Origin of the sequence: Acinetobacter sp. Tol 5, assembly GCF_019702905.1 — a bacterium.
Classification (GTDB): domain Bacteria; phylum Pseudomonadota; class Gammaproteobacteria; order Pseudomonadales; family Moraxellaceae; genus Acinetobacter; species Acinetobacter bereziniae.
Map to the genome: position 1 here is coordinate 129077 of NZ_AP024708.1, position 20012 is coordinate 149088.

Below are 20012 nucleotides of genomic sequence, written 5' to 3' on the forward strand. Positions count from 1 at the left end.
AAAATCAGCTTATTGGGAAAAAACACTGTGCTAAGATCATGCATATTCAGGGTCTTAAAATAGAAAAACTTATGACTACACCTGCCTTTAATTTTGAATTACTCATCGAAGCAGAACAACTCGTGCCTTTTTTAGGACACGATAAGATTCGTATCGTCGATTTGAGTCGTAGTTCTGTCTACGAACAATTGCATATTCCTCATGCTTTACATGTTAAACCACAATTGTTGGTAAGACAGGAAGAACAAGCTTCAGGGCTTTTACCTGATGAAGACGGTTTAAATGCGTTGATTGAATATTTAAATATTTCGCCTGAGCATCATGTTGTGGTTTATGACGATGAAGGAGGCGCTTGGGCTGGACGTTTGATTTGGAATTTGCATTGCCTTGGCTTTTACAATACCAGTTTATTAAATGGCGGTATTCATGCATGGTTGGCAGAAGGTTTTCCAACCTCATCTGACGTTGAAGTGTTTGAACCAGTAGAAACATTGGTTCCAGTCAATTTAAATCACCTTGAGCAACATCGTATTGAATATGCAAAATTGTTGGAAAAGGTTCAGCAACAAAGTATTCAAGTCTGGGACTGTCGGACATCCGAAGAATATACAGGACAACGTTTGGCAGCTAGACGCGGCGGTCACATTCCAAATGCACAACATTTTGAGTGGAGTACTGCAATTAATCGTCAAAATCATTTAAAATTGCATCCTCTAGAGCGCACGCAACAACGTTTAGAACAATTAGGCTTTCAATTTGATCAACCTGTGGTGGTGTACTGTCAGTCGCATCATCGTTCAGGCTTGGCTTATATTTTAGGTCGGTTACTGGATTGGAATATTCAAGCCTATGATGGTGCGTGGAGTGAGTGGGGCAATCGCCTCGATAGTCCAATTATTACTGGAGAATCACCTGCGTGAGTCTTACATCAAACTTAAAAAAACAAATTTTTATCCAAGCTCAAAAAGTTGTTCCACAGCAACAACTCAGCCGTGTCGTAGGTAAAGTTGCAGCCAGTGAAAATCCGATTATTAAAAATATAGCGATTCAAGCGTTTAAAGCTCAGTACGGGATTGACCTGTCGATCGCTGAACAAACGGATGCATTGAAATATAAGTCGTTTAATGAATTTTTTACGCGTGCCTTAAAACAGGGTGTGCGTGAAATTGATACAGACCCGAGTAGTATTGTTTCTCCTGCTGATGGTGCAATTTCACAGTTGGGTAAAATTAAAGATGGAGATATTTTTCAAGCCAAAGGTCAGAGTTTTACTGTAGACCAATTGATTGGTGACCCAAAGTTGGCTGCACCTTTTGTGCAAGGTGAGTTTGCCACAGTGTACCTATCACCACGCGATTATCACCGTGTGCATATGCCATTCGCAGGAACACTGACAGAAACTTTATATATTCCAGGTGAATTATTTTCAGTCAATCAAACCACGGCTGAAAATATTCCGGGCTTGTTTGCACGTAACGAACGTATGGTGTGTTTGTTTGATACTGAACTCGGTCGTATGGCTGTTGTTTTAGTGGGTGCGATGATTGTGGCAGGTATTGAAACTGTGGCAACGGGTAAAGTGAAGCCAACTGGGCGCTTAGAATTAAATCATCATGAATTAGCACTAGAAAAAGGTGCTGAGCTTGGACGTTTCTATTTAGGCTCAACTGCAATTGTATTGTTTGAGCAAGATAAAATGAATTGGGATGCACAATTTAAAGCCAACTCTGTTGTTGTGATGGGTGAAGCTTTAGGGCATACACTTTAATTTGCTTTATTTATAAGGGGTTGTGTTTTTTCATGTAGGAAATACAACTCTTCTTAAATGTTACAGTTGCCTATATAAAACCAAACGTCAAAATAAGTTAACCTGAGTTCGATAAAAATCCTTGATGAAAGATGATGCAGTCAAACCGCCTGATTATTCATACAAGTGATTTGGATGATTCATTTATTTTGTACTTTTGAATCATAGATGGTCTTGCGATCGTGAGGCGACATGGATGTTGCCATGTTGAGCGGGGGTATGAGGATGTACCCCTCGCTCAACGAAAGATTTTTGTCACTTTTCTCACCCCTTTTTTTATTTAAGCACGTTCTTGTTCATATACCCCTGCTAAACATGGCGAGCCACAGGCTGATCCAAAAAATGGATGAAAACCCAGCAAGAATACGGCAAAACTTATTGTTTTTCAATGAGTTGATATGTGGTTGCATCGAACTCACATTATTTAAATTATGTCGAACTCACGTTAAGTGGATAATATTTATTGGTCTCATATAAAACTTGTTTTAGTTTTTAGAATAAATCAAAATCCATGTGCTTTTAAATAAGACAGTTTTAAAGCCTTTGCATCTGCTAAAGCGTTGTGTGGGTTTTGAGAAGGTACATGAGTTTCGATCGGATCTTGCATCCAAAGTTGCATGGAAAGTGGTGGTGTTCGTATACATTTTCCTGCTGAAAGCACTAAACTCCGCATAAATAAAGCGAAATCTTCAGGCCAATCTGCAATGATTTCAATCTGATCATATTGAAATAGAAAAATCTGCAAACGACTTTGGAATTTTTTGAATTGAATGGGTGGTTGGTTTAAACGTGGTATCACATGATCGTTTACCCAAGGTACAGGGTTTGGGCATTCTAAAACTTCATAAAAAGATTGATGCTGTTCATCGACCAATGCCAATGAAATCAGTTCACCACCAAAACCATTAAATTCACAATCTAAAAATAATTTCATTTGAATTAATCAAAAATCAGCCTGCAAAATCAAGGCGCTCTTTCGGGAACACCACTCTAAAAACTGAACCTTGGTTTTCTTTAGAATCAATTTCAAGATAAGCATTATGTTGCATTAAAACATGCTTTACGATCGCTAAACCTAGACCTGTTCCACCTGTTTGTCGACTTCTCGCACTGTCTACACGATAAAAACGTTCAGTTAGACGTGGAATATGTTTGGGATCAATCCCAATGCCTGTGTCTTCGACTGTAAAATAACCATGTTCAGTGTCATCATGCCAACCAATCGTCACAGTACCGCCTTTAGGTGTGTATTTAATGGCATTGGTGATTAAGTTACTGAAAGCACTGGCGAGTTCTGCATCTGAACCAATCAGGTCACAATGACTGTCAATATCCAGATTTAAAGTATGTCCATAATCGACGTTATAGGCTTGCGCATCATCAAAAAGCTGATTCATTAAATTGGGCATATCAATAATTTGATTTTTCGCGACCTGTTTATTGCCTTCTAATCGCGAAAGTAACAATAAATCATTCACCAAAGCATTCATACGTCGCGTTTGTGACTGCATCTGTTCAAAGGCGCGTTTCCAACGAGGATTTAGGTCTTCTTGGTCGGTAAAAGTTTCAATATACCCACTGAGTACAGTCAAGGGGGTACGAAGCTCATGTGAGATGTTATCGACAAAGTCTTTACGCATCTGCTCAAGATTATGCACACGGGTTACATCATAAGCGACCAACAAGCGACTTTCACTGCCAAAGCGAGTCAGTTTGATTTGTACATAATGTTCTTCATAGACCGAAGACTTTATTTTTATACCATCAGGTGATTGGTCAATATTATTAAAGTATTCAATAAAACTCGGCTGGCGGATAATGGTTAAAATATTACGACCACGATCTAAAGGTTGAATACCTAAAAGTTTTTCCGCAGCAGGGTTCCACCATTCGATTTGATGAAGTTCATCTGTTAAAACGACAGCTTCAGCCAAAGCCACTAAGGAGGATTGTGCACGATCAATCAAACCAACCATTTCAGCTTGAACAACGCGTTCTTGGCGTTGTGCGCGATAGACATTAAATAGAAGCGCTCCCCAAATACCTTCGAGATTTGGCGGAGAATCATAAGGACGGTTCGAAATCCATTCATTGACCAAATACAAAGAGCGCAATTGAAATATAAAAAAAACGGCAAAACCGATGGAAATACAAATCCAAAAATAACCGATCCCTAAACCAATAAATCCGCCAATCACCAGTAAAAAAGCCAACAGGCGTAAGTCTTGTTTTGCAAACTCCCATAAACTGCTGTAGCGAAACTTTTTATGTTCACGTGCAAGATCTGGGACGGGATAGGGTTCATACATAGAAATTTATTTACCTTAAGAGTGCTTAACCTATAGCGACATCTGCGCGCGTAGAGAAGCGATAACCTGTTCCACGAACAGTTTGGACATAGCGATCTGCGCCATAAGGTTCAAGTACTTTGCGTAAGCGACGGATATGCACATCGATGGTACGGTCTTCAATATAAACATTTCCACCCCAAACTTGGTCAAGTAATTGGGCACGTGTATAAGCACGTTCTGGATGGGTCATAAAGAAAGCCAACAAACGGTATTCTGTTGGTCCCATATCTAAAATACTGTCACCAAAACTTACTCGTTGGCTGACAGGATCAAGCACTAAGCCGTTCGCATCAATGGTTTTTTCACCACTCAATGCATTGGCACGACGAAGTACAGCTTTGATACGAGAAACTAATTCCCGTGTTGAAAATGGTTTGGTCATGTAGTCATCCGCACCTGCATCAAGACCTTGAACTTTATGGTCTTCTTCGCCACGTGCAGTTAACATAATCACTGGAATTTCTGCTAGATTCTCATCTCGTTTTAAGCGGCGACACAAATCTACGCCACTTACACCACCGGGCATCATCCAATCGAGTAAGATTAATGATGGTCGTTGGTCTACGATCATTTGATGTGCTTGTTTTGCATCTTCAGCTTGCAGGCATTGAAAACCTGCCATATCCAGTGAGGTATGGATCATTTCTCGAATCGGAAGCTCGTCATCGACGATTAATATATAGTCATCTTTCACAACGCAATATCCTATGTATGAACGGTGTACCGTCTTTTATTTATGACAGGCTTATTACAAAGATTAATTATGACAGTATCATTGCAAAAACAAGATGTAGACGAATTTTTGCAAAAAAATGTGACAAAAAATAGGCGATGTGATGAAAATTAGATGACATTTTTAAATAATCTTTGCAGCTTCAGCTTAAAAAGAACATCAAATTGGTGACTAAAAATGCAAATATGACAGTTTGATGACACTGTTATACTTACTTCACACTACTCAAATCAGTCTAGGGCTGAGGAGCAAAGGTATTAATCAATGACACAAAGACCACTTCACATGCTGAAACAATTTCGTCTAAGGACTGTTTAAAACCACCCATCACCCAACGCACAGCAATTTGTGTAACATAACCATTTAGACCAGTCGCAACCAGTGAAATTTCCTGTTCACTTCGTTCAATATGCGGCATCATCAGCGTCACAAAAGAGTGAATTAAGCGATCAAAACGTCCCATAGTTTCGTGAATAGTCGCATGATTATGTAATTCTTGAACCAGCATGGCATCGATATAAATAATACGAGCAACACGTGGGTCATTTTTTAACATGGTAAAAATCGCTATCAAACCGCCTTTGATCATGTTTTTAGGCTCGGGCGCACCTTGCATCACGCCTTGCATCACGGTTTGTTGTAACTGTTCAATCAATTGTAAAAAAATAACTTGAAACAGTTCCTCACTCTTTTTAAATGACTCATAGAAGTAGCGTTCAGTAAGTTTTGCTTCATTACAAATATCTTTAACAGTCACGGAAAAGAAACCATGTGTTCCATATGCCGCGATGCCTGCTTCAATCAATTTTTCGCGACGGGCGAGCTTTCTTTCAGACAAGGACATGCCTTTGAATTGGCGTTCTTTTGTGGTTTTATTTATGGTTTTCTTTTCAGTTAAGCGAGATTCAGTCATTGTAAAAAATTACTCGTGTCATGTTCGATTGTCACAAAGAAGTGGTTATTTTAGCAATAAAAGTCATTGAAACCTATTTAAGATTTTTTGTATAAAAAAACAACTGCTCATTCACAATATAATATTGACAATAGTTATTGTCAAAATTATATTGAGCAGGTGAGCTGCACATTATCAGTATTATTGTGTGCGGATTTTAATAAAGGATAGACAATGAAAAATTTTAAAAACAAAGTCGCTGCAATTACAGGTGCTGGCTCTGGTATGGGACAACAGCTTGCGATTTTACTGGCAAAAGCAGGCTGTCATTTATCAATCAGTGATGTGAATGAAAAAGGTTTAGCAGAAACGATCGAATTGGTTAAGCCTTATAATGTTCGTGTTACTTCAAAGAAAGTGAATGTGGCAAATGTTGAGGAAATGCGTACATGGGCTGCTGAAACCGTACAAAATCATGGCTCTGTGAACATGATTTTCAATAATGCTGGTGTTGCTTTAGGTTCGACGGTAGAAGGCGCGACCTATGAAGAGCTTGAATGGATTATGAATATCAATTTCTGGGGTGTGGTATACGGAACCAAAGAGTTTCTACCATATATCAAGAAAACAGGTGATGGTCATATTATCAATATTTCAAGCTTATTTGGTCTAACGGCTCAGCCGACGCAATCTGCTTATAATGCATCAAAATTTGCGGTACGTGGTTTTACTGAATCTTTACGTCAAGAATTAGATATCGAAAACTGTGGTGTATCTGCATTATGTGTACATCCAGGTGGTATTCGTACCAACATTGCCAATGATGCACGTATGAATGACAGTTTACGTTCTTTGGGCATGAATCCTGATAAGTCAGCAAAAGCATTTAATAAATTATTACGTATGCCTCCAGAAGATGCTGCTCAACAAATGCTTGATGCGGTGCTCAAAGATAAACGTCGTTTATTGATTGGTAATGATGCAAAAACGTTAGATTTGATTCAGCGGATTTTACCAACGGGTTATCAAAAATTGACAGGTTTTGCGACCAAATTTAGTAAAAAATTAGAACCAAAATAAACCTTTCTATAAAAAGCCGTCAAATTTGGCGGCTTTTTACTTTCTCAGGAAATGTGTCAAGTTCCTTGATTGATAAAAAAATCTTCATACTTTTACTGTACCGATCATCTACAGATTGGGATTGATAAAATAATTTGTTAGACTGACTCAGAAAATATTAAATTTTTTATTTTTATTATAAAGATAATTTGAATTGAGCATTTTATGAAAAAAGCCATTTTAAGCCTCAGTATAGGTATGATTTTATTTGCATCACATTTAGCCTATGCGTCTACTGATCAAGAGAATGCCAGTATTTTAGACAGCATTGCAGGTGTACCAGAGCATTCAAGCCCTGATCCAGCAGACGATAGAGCGCTTTATAGAGCAGAAGTGGAGCGACTCTATCCACAATATATCAAAGAGGACGAAGGGGATCAGTTATATTCAACTTTCTTAGCAGATTATCAATATAGAAAATTTTGGTCAGCATATTTTGATCGCTCTATACAATATTTAGATTTATATCAAAGCTCAATTCAACAAGAGCAATTGCGTAAAATCGATCCTGAGCTTTCTAAGCTGGATGCGATGTTATATGCAGATTTAACCCGTATTTATCAGTCACTTGATCAGATTCAAAATCACTTAAAACCCGTGATTGATTTTAACCGTGTGATTGTCGATCAGATTAAATTTGATCAACCTTATCCATTGCTGGACGAGGAACAAGGCAGTGCCTATCGTTCGGCATTACGTAACATGAATGATGTTCAGAACGCAGAGAAAAAACAACTCGTTTTACTCGCCCAAATGATCGACCAGTACCAAGATCGAGTAGATGAATTTGCAAAGATTGTGTCAAAACGCGTAAAAAAACAGCATCAGAAAAATATCGATGTGTTAAATCGAAAAGTGGCATTGATTGGGCATTATTTATCTGCCCAACTGCAAGGCTACGATGCATTTAAGGCGACTTATAGTGTATTAGATTCCTATGATGCTGAAGCGCATCCAGTCTATGCTAAAAAATACCAACATGCTGCGCAATCTGAGCAGAACTTAAAAAAAGTAAATGCGATCATGGCGGCGATTGCTCAAGAACAAAGTCCAGATACAGCGTCATCTGAAGCGCCAGATCAGGTCGGGGCTTTACAGGATTCTAGTCAATATTGTGATTATTTATGGAATGGTGAAGAAAGGGATGAGATTGCAGGTTACTTAGGAAAAACCCAACAGCAATATATTCGGGATTGTCAGGAACAAAAGACCAAGATTCAACAATTTTATAAAAGTCAGGTCTTTTTGGAAGCTGTCCCACAGCAAACTGTTACTTTACCCAATATGAATGCAATGGGAGATTTTCGTCGATATGGGGATGATCTTTACTATACCGAAACAGAGAAAAATGCAGTCTATCGATTTAATCTTGTTTCATTCAAAGAGGAACTGCTTTACCAATATGCTTTAGCTGATGATGAAAGTGGTTGTATGCACAATATGTGCCGTGGTGTGGGGGCAACCGATGTGGTGTTAAGCCACGATGGTCAAATTATCTATGTAGCATCTTTAGATTATGACCAAGTTTTTGCAATTGATTTAAAGACCAAGCAGATATTGCAAAAGTTTAAAGTTGAACGTTATCCACGCAAACTATTATTGGATCAACAGGGTGAAAATTTATATGTTTACAATGGTGTAGGGAACAGTATTTCACGCATCCAGTTGAAATCAGGCAAAATCACTACAGCCGCATTGCCAGCAAATTATCAGGAACACTTTTGTCGTGAAATCGATATGGTATTTGAACCAGACCAAAAAAGTATTCGTATTTTAGGTGATTGGGCAAATCGTCCTTTTATCTATATGAATACTGCCGATTTAAGCTTTTTTGAACTGAATTTTGATGTACCACAAAAAGTGCTCTATACAGTCGATGACTATCGTTCAGTGGTGGAGTTTTATCAAGACTCGGAAAATCAGATCGGAATTTATGACCAACGGATTGCAGATTTGGTCAGTGTGATCAATGTGCAGGATGCACCCTCTCAAGATCAAGATGAGCAAGAAGACAATCGCTATACTTATCGAGATGTCTATACCAGAAGCATACCAGTGATGATGGGATATTTAGCGGATCAATATTTTTATTATGCTGAGAAGGCAAACTTTAATCGATTTAATTCATTAAATAGTGCCTTAGATCAGCAAGACTTAGATATTTATCTGCTGAATCTTGTTGACCAAACTCAAGAAAATCGCCAAAAAGTAGCATTTAAACTGCCGAGCAAACCTCAGCACATCGAACTGCTGGAAAATGGCAAAATTTTAATCTTGTTTGCTGAAAGCTATCTCAATGATCAGAAAATTTTACCGCAAGCCTTAGTCTTTGATCCAAATGATCCTGCAACGCAACAAGTCTTTGCACGCAATAAAACCAAACGCTTAGCACAATCGGAACTGAAAGTGATCAAGCTTCATCAAGAAGATTAAAATCATTTTGGGGTGAGATCATCATGGCTGATTTAAATGCATGAGCACAGGGCTGATGCATTTAAATCAAAATTTCGATGGTTTTCTTTTTCCAGACGAATTGATAATACAGACCTTGCATTACACAGAGGCTGAAAAAGGTTAGCGCAAGTGCATACCAGATGCCTTGTAAACCAAACCACTGACTAAATAAATAAGCACAAGGCACTTCGATCAGCAAGATCGATAAAATGTTAAAAATCATCGGCACAGTGACCGTACCACTGGCACGCATGATGGAGGCAAAAATGGCACTTGCACCAAAAAATATAGTCGACCACAACACAATAAATAACAATTGCTGACCCAGTTCAATCACGGATGGATCGGTAATAAACAACGCCATCAAATATTTTGAACAAATATAGGCCAACAGTACCAATGAACCTGTAATCGCAATATTGCTGACCAGCGCTGTACGGGTTACTTTTGCCAGCAATTCGGATTTGCCTGCACCAATGGCTTGTGCTGCAAAGATTGAGCCTGCAATCGCAATGGATAAGGCAGGAAATTGAATATAGTTGAGCACTTGGTTGACTGCACCATAGGCGGCTGTGGCATGTGCACCATGTTGGTTGACCAGTCCGATCACCACCAAACCTGCAACAGAGTTGGTGACCATTTGAATACCTGTCGGTATGCCTAAACGTAAAATACTGCGACTAAACTGCGGGTGAAAGCGCACATGTTCGATTAATGCCACATCGGGCTTCAAAGCATGGTCTTTTTTATTTAAATAGACAATCAGAAACGCGAGGGTAGAAATAAAACCTAAACCACTGGCAATCGCTGGGGCAATAATTCCTAGTTTTGGCATACCCAAATAACCCCCAATCAATACAGGAGTCACGATCACACCGACAATAATGGTGAGGCTGGAAGCCATAAGAGGTGTGGTGCTGTCACCGACCCCACGCAAAATGGAGGTATAGGTGATATAGATAAACAAAAATGGGCTACTCATTAACATCCATTGCACATAAGGTAGTGCAAGATGCATGATTTTCGGGTCGATTCCCAATAACAATAAAATCTGCTTCGCGAAAAGCACGCCTAAAAAGGCAATAATGGTTCCGCCAATCAAAGTCATAAATAACAATGCGCCAACAATGGTACGCACTTTTTCAATATCTTTGGCGCCCCAAGCTTGTCCCACCAACACAGTTGCCCCTGTCGAGAGACCAATCACAAAAGCCAGCAATAAAAATAGGATCGGAAAAAAGACTGAAATCGCAGCAATTGCTTCAACACCCAGCATTTGCCCGACAAAAATAGTGTTAATTGTCCCTGACAGATTTTGCAATATATTGGTTAAGATCAATGGACCCAAGAAGATTAAAAAAACCTTCCAGAATTTGGGTTGGTGGAGCATGTCGGGACGAGCTGGCATCTTTTGTTCTACTGTCTATTTTCGAGTATCTTTATCTTATTGATAATATACAACTACTCAGTAAAAAGCCTGAGTATTTGAGTAACTCAAGCTTTATTTTATGAAAATTGAGAATTTATTCGGTTTAAATTCGATTTAAAATTTCACATGCATGTACTAAAGTTTGATCTTTTTTGGCAAAACAAAAACGAATTAAACGTAAGTTTTCAGGGGCTTTCTGATAAAAAACAGAGACTGGAATCGCCACGATTTTGTGTTCTTCCGCAAGGAATTTGCACATCTCGACATCATTTAAATCTGGACGAATTTGGCTGTAGTCAACATTTTGGAAAAACGTTCCTTTGGATGGAATAAAGCTAAATTTTGAATCTTGAATACCTGAATTAAATAGATCGCGCTTTTGTTGATAAAAACTGGCTAAGCTATCGATATGTTCAGGGTGCTGTTGCATAAAATTGGCAAGTGCCATTTGTACAGGTGTGACACCACAGAAGTTGGCAAATTGATAAATTTGACGAAACACCTTCATCAGCTCAGGCGAGGCAATGCAATAACCGGTTTTCCAACCCGTCACATGAAAGGTTTTTCCAAAAGAACCCACGACAAAACTACGATCTCTAAGCGCTGGAAATGACAACGCTGAATAATGCTTTTCGCCGTCAAAAATCAGGTGTTCATAAACTTCATCTGAGAGCACGATGATATTTTTATCTTGAATCAGTTCAATTAAATTCAGCCAGTCTTGTTTAGACCAAATCGCGCCTGTTGGGTTGTGCGGGGTATTTACGATGACCATTCGGGTTTTATCAGTGATTGCAGATTTGACTTGATCCCAATCTACAGAAAACTCAGGTGCGTTGAGTGGAATATGAACCGCTTTGCCACCAACCAATTGTACGCTAGGTGCATAACTGTCATAGCTTGGATCAAAAATAATCACTTCATCGTCTTGGTGGATGATGGCCTGTATGACACTGAAAATCCCAATCGTTGCGCCTGGTGTGATGGTAATTTCTGTGAGTGGATCGAGCTGTAATTGATCTCGCTTATGAAAAAGTTGCGCCAATTGTTGTCTAAGCTGCAGTAAGCCATCACCCGCTGCGTATTGGTTAAAACCATCTAATGTAGCTTGGCTCAGCGCCTGTAGTAATGCAGGCGGTGCATCAAAGTCAGGAAAGCCTTGTGATAAGTTTAGCGCATTGAGTCGTTGTGCCATTGCGGTCATGATACTGAAAATGGTGACGCCTTGAGCAGGGAGTTTGGAGTGGATTTCGATCATGACCAGACTGTTTTAATGAGGTTTATAGGTATGAGTGTAGCAGGTGATTTTTAACAGCAAAATAGGTTGTTGTGATTTGTGGTGGATCGGAAGGAGTTTGATAGAAGGTAAATTAGAACTAACTTTTGAAATATTTTATTACAATATATACTAAAAGAATTTAAGGTAATCTGAATAGTGGGAGGCCTATAATTTAAAGGGAGATGTAGACTTCGTATAAGAGATTTTATGTTAAATAGTTTTTTATCTTTTTGATAAGATATATTGAAATATAAATTTTTTTGCATGGTGATTGCTTGGTTTCTTCTTTAAAAGATTCAATTTCGAATTCTGGTTTTTTAATAATAGATAATGTTAATAGTATGGATGATGTTCTAGATATAACACAAAGTTTAGGCGAAATTCGTACTTTAAATAAAAAAGATATTCAGATAATACAACCATCTACAAAAGAGAAATCTAAATCTAAATCATTCAGCTATTTTTATGGTTTTGAAGACTTTCCTCTACATAACGATACTGTTTTTTGGGAGCAACCAGCAAGATATATCATTTTTTATATGCAAGAAAAATCAAATACAAGCACTATTATTTTAGATAGAAATGAAGTAAAGAGAATTTTAAATATTTTTTTTAATAAGAAACCTATTTTCCTGAAGAAAAAGGAAACAGGAATTTCTTATAGTTTTCCTTTACTTGGTAATAGTAATGAATATATTTGCTATGATCCATGTTACATGAAACCAATTAATGATGATGCTAAGCTTTTTGTACAAGAACTTGAAAATAGCGTCTCTAAAGCAGTACCTATTCAGTGGATTGGAAATCGATTAGTTATAATTGACAATTGGTATGTTCTTCATGGGCGAAAAGCAGTTGATTCTGCTAATTTTGATAGAAAATTATTTAGATTTTATAGAGCATAAAAATGAGTTGGGAAAAAGCTGATTTATGGCCAAAAGCTGTACTTTATATGGAATATGCTTCTGCTGTTGATAAAGATAGTCCTCAATTTGGATTATGGTGTGCTTTATCTTTAGAGATATTAGCAAGATCAGCTATTGCAAATATAAATCCTGTTTTACTAGCGGAGCCAGATAGGGATCATAAGCATTTACTAAATATACTTGGGCTAAGTAGCTTGCCAGGGCATTCTGCAAAATCAATCGGAACAGTACAAGTTTTATCACTTTGTAAAATATTAATCCCTAATTTTTTAGATGAGGATTTTAAATTTTCTACGTCATTTGCAAATATGAGAAATGAAGAGCTACATACAGGATCAGCAGTATTTGCGACACAAAAATCTTTTCAATGGGCTCATAGTTTTTATAGATGTTGCAAGATTTTAGCTGAAGCCCAATCTGAATCATTAGAAAGCTTATTAGGAAATGATGAGGCTTTATTTGCAGCAGAGATACTTAACAAAAAAGATGATGCTATTCTTAAACAAGTAAGACAATTAATTACATCTTATCAGACGGTTTTCGATGCTAAGTTACAAAGTGAAAAAGATGATTTGGCTAAAGCTGCTGAGGACAATAGTAATAAGCTGAGTTCACAAGGCCATCATCGAGTGACCTGTCCAGCCTGTAAATCAATGGCGACAGTGACAGGAAAAGCGTTTGGAGCAGAAAGAGTAATTAATGAGGAGGATAGTATTGTAACAAAGAGAACTGTTCTTCCAACTGATTTTGAATGTACTGCATGCGGATTAAAAATTAGTGGTTATGGGATATTAACAGCAATAGGTCTTGGTGATAGTTTTACTCATAGAACAGATTATACCCCACAAGAATATTATGAATTAGTTGATCCTAATGATTTCGATGCAATGAATTATTATGCTGAAGAACATGGATTTTATCATTTTAGTAATGATTAATAATTGCTAAAAAGGGAAGCTAATAACTCCCTTTTTATCGATGATTCTTTAATTCTTTCAGCATTGCACCCGAAGAATCTCATTCATACAAGTTTGATAGCCCTTACCTTAAATGTCTTTAAAGCAGAAAAAGAAGGAAAGGCATTAGCGAATGCTGCTCTTAATTTGTAATTTTGGGATTTAAGCCAAGAAATAAAAAATAATTATTTCTTGGCTTTTATTATTTATTTCAAAAAATCAGTTTTACGTTAACTTATGGAATATCAAAAATGGTTTGCCATTCAGAAGGATTACCCATAGAAAACTGATCATCTTCAGAATTAGAATCCCATGCACCAAAAAAGTCTTCAGTCATACCTTCAGTCATAGTGAAATGTAATGGTTGAGGGCTTGGCATTTTTCGCATTAAATAGGACAACCGATATGCATCTTCGTTGTCAAAAAAAGAAAAACCATCGATAGCTATGTGGGCTATTTGGGTTGCATGAGAATCATCAAGAATAACAAGGCTTTCTTTAGGGGCATATGTGTCTAAGGCTTGACGTAATAGCTCGGAGTTAAATTGGGCTACTTCTGCAAGGATTGTTAATATCTGTTCAAGATCGAGAGTGTTTGATAAGTTTGAATCACCACTTGATGGAATACGATAAGATATTAATTCCCGTTGAGCCTTCAATTTTAATGTTTTTTGTTTGAAGTCTTCTGCTACCTGAAAGTTAAATCGTCCTAACCAACCAAAAGCTAGGTTAATAGCTTGAGTATGTGAAATGGTAATAATTTTACCATCATTCCAACATTCCGTTGGTAAAGTATAAACTATAGCTCGGGCAAGAGATAAAACCGCATAATATTCAAAATATGAGTTTGCTAAACGCATGTTTTTTTCGGTAGAAAATTCTAGAGCTTTTAAAAGAGCTGTAGCATTTAAGATCATTTTTGTTGATAGATAATGTCGGCAAGACCATTCTGAATTTAATTCAGGCGTCCACTTTTTTGCTAAAGTATTTTCATATGCACTAGAAATTTGTTTTTTAACAGTACCCAATTTAGCGGATTCGCATAAGTCTAATAATTCACGATAATCATATAATAAATTCATTTCATACCTAATCTTTAATTTTATATTTATCAATTATATACAATTTACAATATGAATATCTTCATATAAAAAAATATAGGTAATAAAAATTAAGTTTCTCTAAAATTAACATAATACACCTTATACGAAATGCTTTAAATTTCTCTATAAGCATCAATATCTTAGTCAAAGCCGTTCTAGAGTTCAGCGCACTGGAACGGCTTTTTAGTGATTCTTCATGTTCTGCACTTTATTAGTCAAATTGTTACAATGTTTAAAAGTATTTAAATCTTTTATATTACTCAATATTTTCAGCATACGATGTCAAAACATTGAACTTTATAACGCCCATACTTATAACTTAGTGACCAGTCTTTTTACTTCTAAAGGCTTGTCCTGAGTATTAGGCACATGTCCAAAGAAATATTTCTCTTTACTTTGAAAGAAAACATCAAAGCTTTGGCTCATAAATGAATCACACTGGCTTTGTTTCTGATAAATCACTGCTAATCGATTGATGTAATGATTGATCCAATCCGCTTCATTACTAAAAGCTGAGTAGTCTTTGAAGTCTCTATTAAGATGTTGTAAGTCAGTCATTGTGCCATTGCGGTTATGATACTGAAAATGGTGACACCTTGAGCAGGAAGTTTGGAGTGGATTTCGATCATGACCAGAATGTTTTAATGAGGTTTATAGGTATGAGTGTAGCAGGTGATTTTTAACAGCAAAATAGACTGTTGTGGTTTGTGGCGGGGAGGTGACTGTCCAAAGTCTAAATTAACGGTGTTTACAAAATTAGTGGCTACTCAAGTCGAAAAAATGGAAGCTTAAAACTTCCATTTTTTATTTGAAACAAGACTTAAGCGTGTATCCAAAATAATAAGATTTACAGGGCAGTTTAGTATCTACGACCTTGCTTGAAGATTCTGAATACACGAAAAATTATTTTCAAATTGAGTCAATATCAACCAACAAGAAGTTGATAAATTTACTTTAGGATAAATTAGAAGTAATAGTGTTGTTGATACTCTAAAGTTTGTAAATCTAAACGATCACCACTACTAAATTGAATAGATTCAACCTGATACTGACTACCCTTAGCAGCATCTTTAATCGTAATTTGATCTGTAGATCCTTTTACTGAAATCACTTGATTTGAGCCAATATACGAAACAATTAAATCATCTATATTAATATCTTTACCGAATTTAATAGTATCGTTACCTCCAGTCTCCTGAATAATATCCTTACCAAAACCTCTTTCAAATTCGTAGGTTTCGTTACCTGCACTACCAATCAATTTATCATTGCCTGTTCCACCATTTAGAACATTAAATAAGCCTCCAGTAGCTTCTAGAGTATCATCTCCTCCAAATCCATAAAGATGATTGCTTCCAGTATTTCCTTTAATTATGTTATTCAATTCGTTACCTGAGCCAGAAATGTCTGTATTGCCTGCTAATGTAAGATTTTCCACATTTTTTGTTAGAAAAAAATGCTTAGCTGAACTAATGACAGTATCAATACCTTCATTATTATGTTCTAAAACAAAATCAGAGTTTGATTGAACATAATAGGTATCATTCCCCTTACCCCCAACCAAAACATTAACTCCTGATCCCCCATCTAGAATGTCATTACCCCAACCACCAAATAATAAGTCATCTCCTTTACCACCGTATAACTTATCATTGCCTATTCCACCATTTATGACATCATTACCATTTTTTCCAGTTAATGTTGCACCGAAAGGAGATAATGTAGAAATCACATTGGTATTAGGATTAAGGAAATTAGTCACTACAGCAACTGGTCCAGCTAAATCACCCACATATGCATAAGCAATTTGAGTAAGTGTATTGACCAATTGATCTTTAGAAGAAAAACCGTTTTGAAATACTTCTCCTTGTATTAATAAATCAATATAATTCAGACCTTCTTTTGTGAATTGACTGATTACATCAATTAAACTTGCTCCACTTTTTAGCGTTTCCTTAACCACATCACCTAATAATTCTAAATACCATGATATGGGACGACTATCTCCACCATTTAGTTCTGAAGTATCAACACCTAAGATGTGATCTAAAAGACCAAAAGGTGTAATCCCAGCCCAATCTGAAAGTGTGCCACCTAAATTTTGAAGTGCTTGAGTTGCATCCATATGTACAAGACCAAATGTTCCTGCTGCACTTGGAACATAACCAGCAGGAATTATAAGATTGCCATCTGTATCATTCACGCCATACAGTAAATTATCAGCAAGCGTTTTAACTAAAATATTCGATGCTTTATAAAATTCACCATCCGCAAAATAAATCCCTTTATCCCCTAAAGCTTTTTCAGTGCCTAATCGTACATATTGGTAAAGAATATTTGTCGGATCTGCTGTTGCAACAGCCTCAGCCACATGGAACCAATTGAGAGTACCTGGATCGATGCCTTCTTTGCCTTTTAGGTCATTAGCAATTAATGAATAAATTGGGCGCCATAAATTATTAACATATTGCGAAGGAGCTTGCTCAAATTGCTGATAGAGTTCAGCCACTTTGTTTAAAACATTGGAGCTTACTTGATAACTTGTTTGTCCATTTTTTTCGTATATTAGTACATGTTCAGCTTGGCTTTGATTTCCCCATTCATTTTCATAATGGTTCTTTTGAGCAGGTAAAGTTCCTCCAATAGCTTTTCCAGTATTAACAATAATATTTGAAATTTGATTAATAAAAGCATCACCAGCCTTATGTATGCTTTCGAAACCTTTACCAAATATATTATTACCAGCAAGACCTAATGGAGCGACTGTATTCAACAAATCATTCGCAAGATTAGTTCCACCAATTAAGGCATTACCAATTACTTCGCTAGGAACATTTAACAAACCTTTAGTTGTAAGCTCTTTATCTATCCATTCATTTTTGAAATGTGTATCAGTAGGTTTTACTGTTGCACCTAAAGAAACACCAATATTTGATACAACATTAGAAATTGAATCAATAACTTTATCACCCACTACATGAGCAATTTCAAATGGAGCACCGAAAATTTTATTTCCTGCTAAACCAATTGGAGATGTAATATCAAGAATAGTATTAATGGTATTTGCAGCAGTGACTAACCCATTGGCTACTAGTTGAAGTGGGATAGTAAATACTGAACTAAATTTGAAATTTGGTAAGTATTGATATGTATTAAATAATTTCATGTGATTACCTTTTATTAATTTTAAATAAACAAAAAAATAAAGCAGCACGATAGTCACATACATCTCAAAAAGGTGTTTTATTTCTGTAAGACAATTTGGATATAAATTTATATAGATGAAAAATTATAAATCGTAAGAATTTTAATTTTTTATATGATATATAACATAGTTATTGAACTAATATTTTATTTTAAAAATAATAGACATAAATGTATTTTAAAATAATATATCTTTAAGGTTGAAGCATTAAAATAGTTAAAGAAGTTCATAAGTTATTTATTAATTTGGAGTTTTATTTAAAAAAAACATCTAAAAAATTGGATGCTATTTGAAAAAAAAGCTTGGTGATAAAATTCAGAAGTTATTTTTCAGTTGTTTAATATCATCTTATTATAGTAAAAATTTTTCAATACAAAATCTACAATCTATTACGGATAAAAAGATTTTTTATAGAATTGGTATAATATGTTTCACATGAAATTTTTTAAATTTTATTTTATATATCAATTGATTGTTAAAAAATTTCTTTATAGTATTTAGTAAATTGAATCGGATTATTAGTTGATTTTTTATTTGAATTCTTAGAATTTCTAAAAATTCATAAATTCTTTTGTTACTAAATATTTTCAAATATACAATATCAAAACATCGAACTGTATAACGTCAATACTTATGGCTTAGTGACCAGTCTTTTTACTTCTAAAGGCTCATCTTGAGTATTGGGCACATGGCCAAAGAAATATTTCTCCTTACTTTGAAAGAAAATATCAAAGCTTTGACTCATGAGTGGATCACACAGGCTTTGTTTCTGATAAATCACTGCTATTCGATTGATATAATGATTGATCCACTCCATTTCATTGTTAAAAGCTGAGTAATCTTTGAGATCTCTATAGAGATCCTGTAAGTCAGTTGATATGTTTTCAATATTAGGGTGAAACAGCCAAACAGATATATCTAGTGGTTCAACGGCAACTAATTTGTATGGTTGTAATGGGTCAAATCGTTCGACTTTATAAAGTTGAGCGCCATTATTACTATAACTTGAACATAATAATTTCGTATTTTCCACTTGGTAATAATTTGTACCAATTTCTAACTCTCTCATCTGTCTTGATGTTTTAAGGCATTGAGGAAGTTTATGAATATCGGATTGAGCTAATTTTTTAAATAGCTCTACAGACCTATGAACAACATGAGCTTCGCCTGTACCTGTAATGATACCGTTATCCCACGAATAAATTTTTGAAGACATTTCTACATTCAATTGATTTTCCATAGATTCTTTCAAAATAACTTTTTTATTATCAGCAGCAATGACCACACTGTCATTTAATTGTATTGCGACGATAAAAGTCATACTTTTACCCTAAATTTTGAATTATTGATTTTTTATATTAAACTAAAATTATAAACTATTTTATAAAAACTTAATAAATGGTGGGTTTATGGCAGGTGGTTCACAAATTATTATCAATAAAAATGGCGTCACAATCATTACTCCAGCAAAGTTTGAAGTAAAAGCTGGACAGCATGTTTTTAAGAGTGGGGCTGAGGTTGGGGTAAATATTCAAGGCTTACCTGCACATGAGGTATATAACGAAAAGTTTAAAATACTTACACCTTCTGGTGAAGAGATGTCTAATGTTGAATATAAAGTTTCGAGTAATGATCAAAATTTTACATCAATAACCGATCGTAAAGGTTTTTCCAAACGTGTAAACACAACATCTGAGCAGAGTTTGGACGTAGATTTAAATTGGATTTCTTTAGAAAAAGAAGATGAAGAGGGCTAAAT

17 protein-coding genes are annotated in these 20012 nt (G+C 36.0%); 7 read left to right on the plus strand and 10 right to left on the minus strand.

All coding sequences use genetic code 11. The features are described from left to right. Positions 1-71 precede the first annotated feature (71 nt). Complete coding sequence (locus TOL5_RS00565) at positions 72-920, plus strand: sulfurtransferase (RefSeq protein ID WP_010590830.1); 849 nt, start codon at positions 72-74, stop codon at positions 918-920. Continuing rightward, positions 917-1768, plus strand: a complete 852-nt coding sequence (gene asd / locus TOL5_RS00570; RefSeq protein WP_005035058.1) for an archaetidylserine decarboxylase — start codon at positions 917-919, stop codon at positions 1766-1768. Before TOL5_RS00565 ends, asd begins: the two co-directional genes overlap by 4 nt. Before the next feature lie 541 nt (positions 1769-2309). Here asd and TOL5_RS00575 read toward each other — a convergent pair. From TOL5_RS00575 to TOL5_RS00590, 4 genes are all read right to left on the minus strand, one after another. Next, a complete protein-coding gene (locus TOL5_RS00575) occupies positions 2310-2741 on the minus strand; it encodes a hypothetical protein (RefSeq protein WP_121775703.1) in 432 nt (143 codons plus the stop codon). A 16-nt stretch (positions 2742-2757) separates the two neighbouring features. Further along, positions 2758-4116 carry a phosphate regulon sensor histidine kinase PhoR gene (gene phoR / locus TOL5_RS00580; RefSeq protein WP_004825958.1) on the minus strand — a complete coding sequence of 453 codons (1359 nt, stop codon included), beginning with the start codon at positions 4114-4116 and terminating at the stop codon, positions 2758-2760. A 25-nt stretch (positions 4117-4141) separates the two neighbouring features. Next, positions 4142-4852: a phosphate regulon transcriptional regulator PhoB gene (phoB, locus tag TOL5_RS00585; RefSeq protein WP_004825961.1), complete on the minus strand. Its 711-nt coding sequence runs from the start codon at positions 4850-4852 to the stop codon at positions 4142-4144. 274 nt (positions 4853-5126) lie between these two features. Further along, on the minus strand, positions 5127-5804 hold the full coding sequence (locus TOL5_RS00590) for a TetR/AcrR family transcriptional regulator (protein WP_058967387.1): 678 nt from the start codon (positions 5802-5804) through the stop codon (positions 5127-5129). Between the two features lie 213 nt (positions 5805-6017). On the opposite strand from TOL5_RS00590, the gene TOL5_RS00595 reads away from it, so the two are divergent. After that, positions 6018-6863 (plus strand): SDR family NAD(P)-dependent oxidoreductase, encoded by an 846-nt coding sequence (locus TOL5_RS00595; RefSeq protein ID WP_004825964.1) that lies wholly within the window; start codon positions 6018-6020, stop codon positions 6861-6863. A gap of 204 nt (positions 6864-7067) precedes the next feature. After that, on the plus strand, positions 7068-9335 hold the full coding sequence (locus TOL5_RS00600) for a YncE family protein (protein ID WP_121775702.1): 2268 nt from the start codon (positions 7068-7070) through the stop codon (positions 9333-9335). A 61-nt stretch (positions 9336-9396) separates the two neighbouring features. On the opposite strand, the gene TOL5_RS00605 is transcribed toward TOL5_RS00600, so the two are convergent. Beyond that, on the minus strand, positions 9397-10764 hold the full coding sequence (locus tag TOL5_RS00605; RefSeq protein WP_121775701.1) for an MATE family efflux transporter: 1368 nt from the start codon (positions 10762-10764) through the stop codon (positions 9397-9399). A gap of 124 nt (positions 10765-10888) precedes the next feature. Next, positions 10889-12043 (minus strand): methionine aminotransferase, encoded by a 1155-nt coding sequence (locus tag TOL5_RS00610; RefSeq protein ID WP_121775700.1) that lies wholly within the window; start codon positions 12041-12043, stop codon positions 10889-10891. A 296-nt stretch (positions 12044-12339) separates the two neighbouring features. Here TOL5_RS00610 and TOL5_RS00615 point away from each other — a divergent pair, with 296 nt between their 5' ends. Further along, entirely contained in the window at positions 12340-12969 is a 630-nt protein-coding gene (locus tag TOL5_RS00615; protein WP_151781608.1) for a TauD/TfdA family dioxygenase, read from the plus strand. Between the two features lie 2 nt (positions 12970-12971). Further along, on the plus strand, positions 12972-13928 hold the full coding sequence (locus TOL5_RS00620; protein ID WP_121775698.1) for a hypothetical protein: 957 nt from the start codon (positions 12972-12974) through the stop codon (positions 13926-13928). Between the two features lie 253 nt (positions 13929-14181). Here the strand turns inward: TOL5_RS00620 and TOL5_RS00625 are convergent, their stop codons facing one another. The 4 genes from TOL5_RS00625 to TOL5_RS00640 all read right to left on the minus strand — a co-directional run bounded on the left by TOL5_RS00625 (position 14182) and on the right by TOL5_RS00640 (position 19574). Continuing rightward, complete coding sequence (locus TOL5_RS00625; RefSeq protein ID WP_121775697.1) at positions 14182-15027, minus strand: hypothetical protein; 846 nt, start codon at positions 15025-15027, stop codon at positions 14182-14184. A 333-nt stretch (positions 15028-15360) separates the two neighbouring features. Beyond that, positions 15361-15606 (minus strand): hypothetical protein, encoded by a 246-nt coding sequence (locus TOL5_RS00630; protein WP_046760656.1) that lies wholly within the window; start codon positions 15604-15606, stop codon positions 15361-15363. Between the two features lie 406 nt (positions 15607-16012). After that, the gene (locus tag TOL5_RS00635) at positions 16013-18214 is read right to left on the minus strand and encodes a calcium-binding protein (protein ID WP_199995560.1); all 2202 of its coding nucleotides are present in this window, start codon (positions 18212-18214) and stop codon (positions 16013-16015) included. A 670-nt stretch (positions 18215-18884) separates the two neighbouring features. Beyond that, positions 18885-19574 carry a hypothetical protein gene (locus tag TOL5_RS00640; RefSeq protein ID WP_121774577.1) on the minus strand — a complete coding sequence of 230 codons (690 nt, stop codon included), beginning with the start codon at positions 19572-19574 and terminating at the stop codon, positions 18885-18887. Positions 19575-19662: 88 nt separating this feature from the next. On the opposite strand from TOL5_RS00640, the gene TOL5_RS00645 reads away from it, so the two are divergent. Beyond that, complete coding sequence (locus tag TOL5_RS00645; protein WP_046760654.1) at positions 19663-20010, plus strand: hypothetical protein; 348 nt, start codon at positions 19663-19665, stop codon at positions 20008-20010. Positions 20011-20012: the final 2 nt, after the last annotated feature.

Coding starts and splice junctions, on each gene's coding strand:
- TOL5_RS00565 (WP_010590830.1), top strand. CDS start 72: ATGACTACACCTGCCTTTAATTTTGAATTACTCATCGAAGCAGAACAA.
- TOL5_RS00575 (WP_121775703.1), bottom strand. CDS start 2,741: ATGAAATTATTTTTAGATTGTGAATTTAATGGTTTTGGTGGTGAACTG.
- phoR (WP_004825958.1), bottom strand. CDS start 4,116: ATGTATGAACCCTATCCCGTCCCAGATCTTGCACGTGAACATAAAAAG.
- TOL5_RS00590 (WP_058967387.1), bottom strand. CDS start 5,804: ATGACTGAATCTCGCTTAACTGAAAAGAAAACCATAAATAAAACCACA.
- TOL5_RS00595 (WP_004825964.1), top strand. CDS start 6,018: ATGAAAAATTTTAAAAACAAAGTCGCTGCAATTACAGGTGCTGGCTCT.
- TOL5_RS00600 (WP_121775702.1), top strand. CDS start 7,068: ATGAAAAAAGCCATTTTAAGCCTCAGTATAGGTATGATTTTATTTGCA.
- TOL5_RS00605 (WP_121775701.1), bottom strand. CDS start 10,764: ATGCCAGCTCGTCCCGACATGCTCCACCAACCCAAATTCTGGAAGGTT.
- TOL5_RS00610 (WP_121775700.1), bottom strand. CDS start 12,043: ATGATCGAAATCCACTCCAAACTCCCTGCTCAAGGCGTCACCATTTTC.
- TOL5_RS00620 (WP_121775698.1), top strand. CDS start 12,972: ATGAGTTGGGAAAAAGCTGATTTATGGCCAAAAGCTGTACTTTATATG.
- TOL5_RS00625 (WP_121775697.1), bottom strand. CDS start 15,027: ATGAATTTATTATATGATTATCGTGAATTATTAGACTTATGCGAATCC.
- TOL5_RS00630 (WP_046760656.1), bottom strand. CDS start 15,606: ATGACTGACTTACAACATCTTAATAGAGACTTCAAAGACTACTCAGCT.
- TOL5_RS00635 (WP_199995560.1), bottom strand. CDS start 18,214: ATGAAATTATTTAATACATATCAATACTTACCAAATTTCAAATTTAGT.
- TOL5_RS00640 (WP_121774577.1), bottom strand. CDS start 19,574: ATGACTTTTATCGTCGCAATACAATTAAATGACAGTGTGGTCATTGCT.
- TOL5_RS00645 (WP_046760654.1), top strand. CDS start 19,663: ATGGCAGGTGGTTCACAAATTATTATCAATAAAAATGGCGTCACAATC.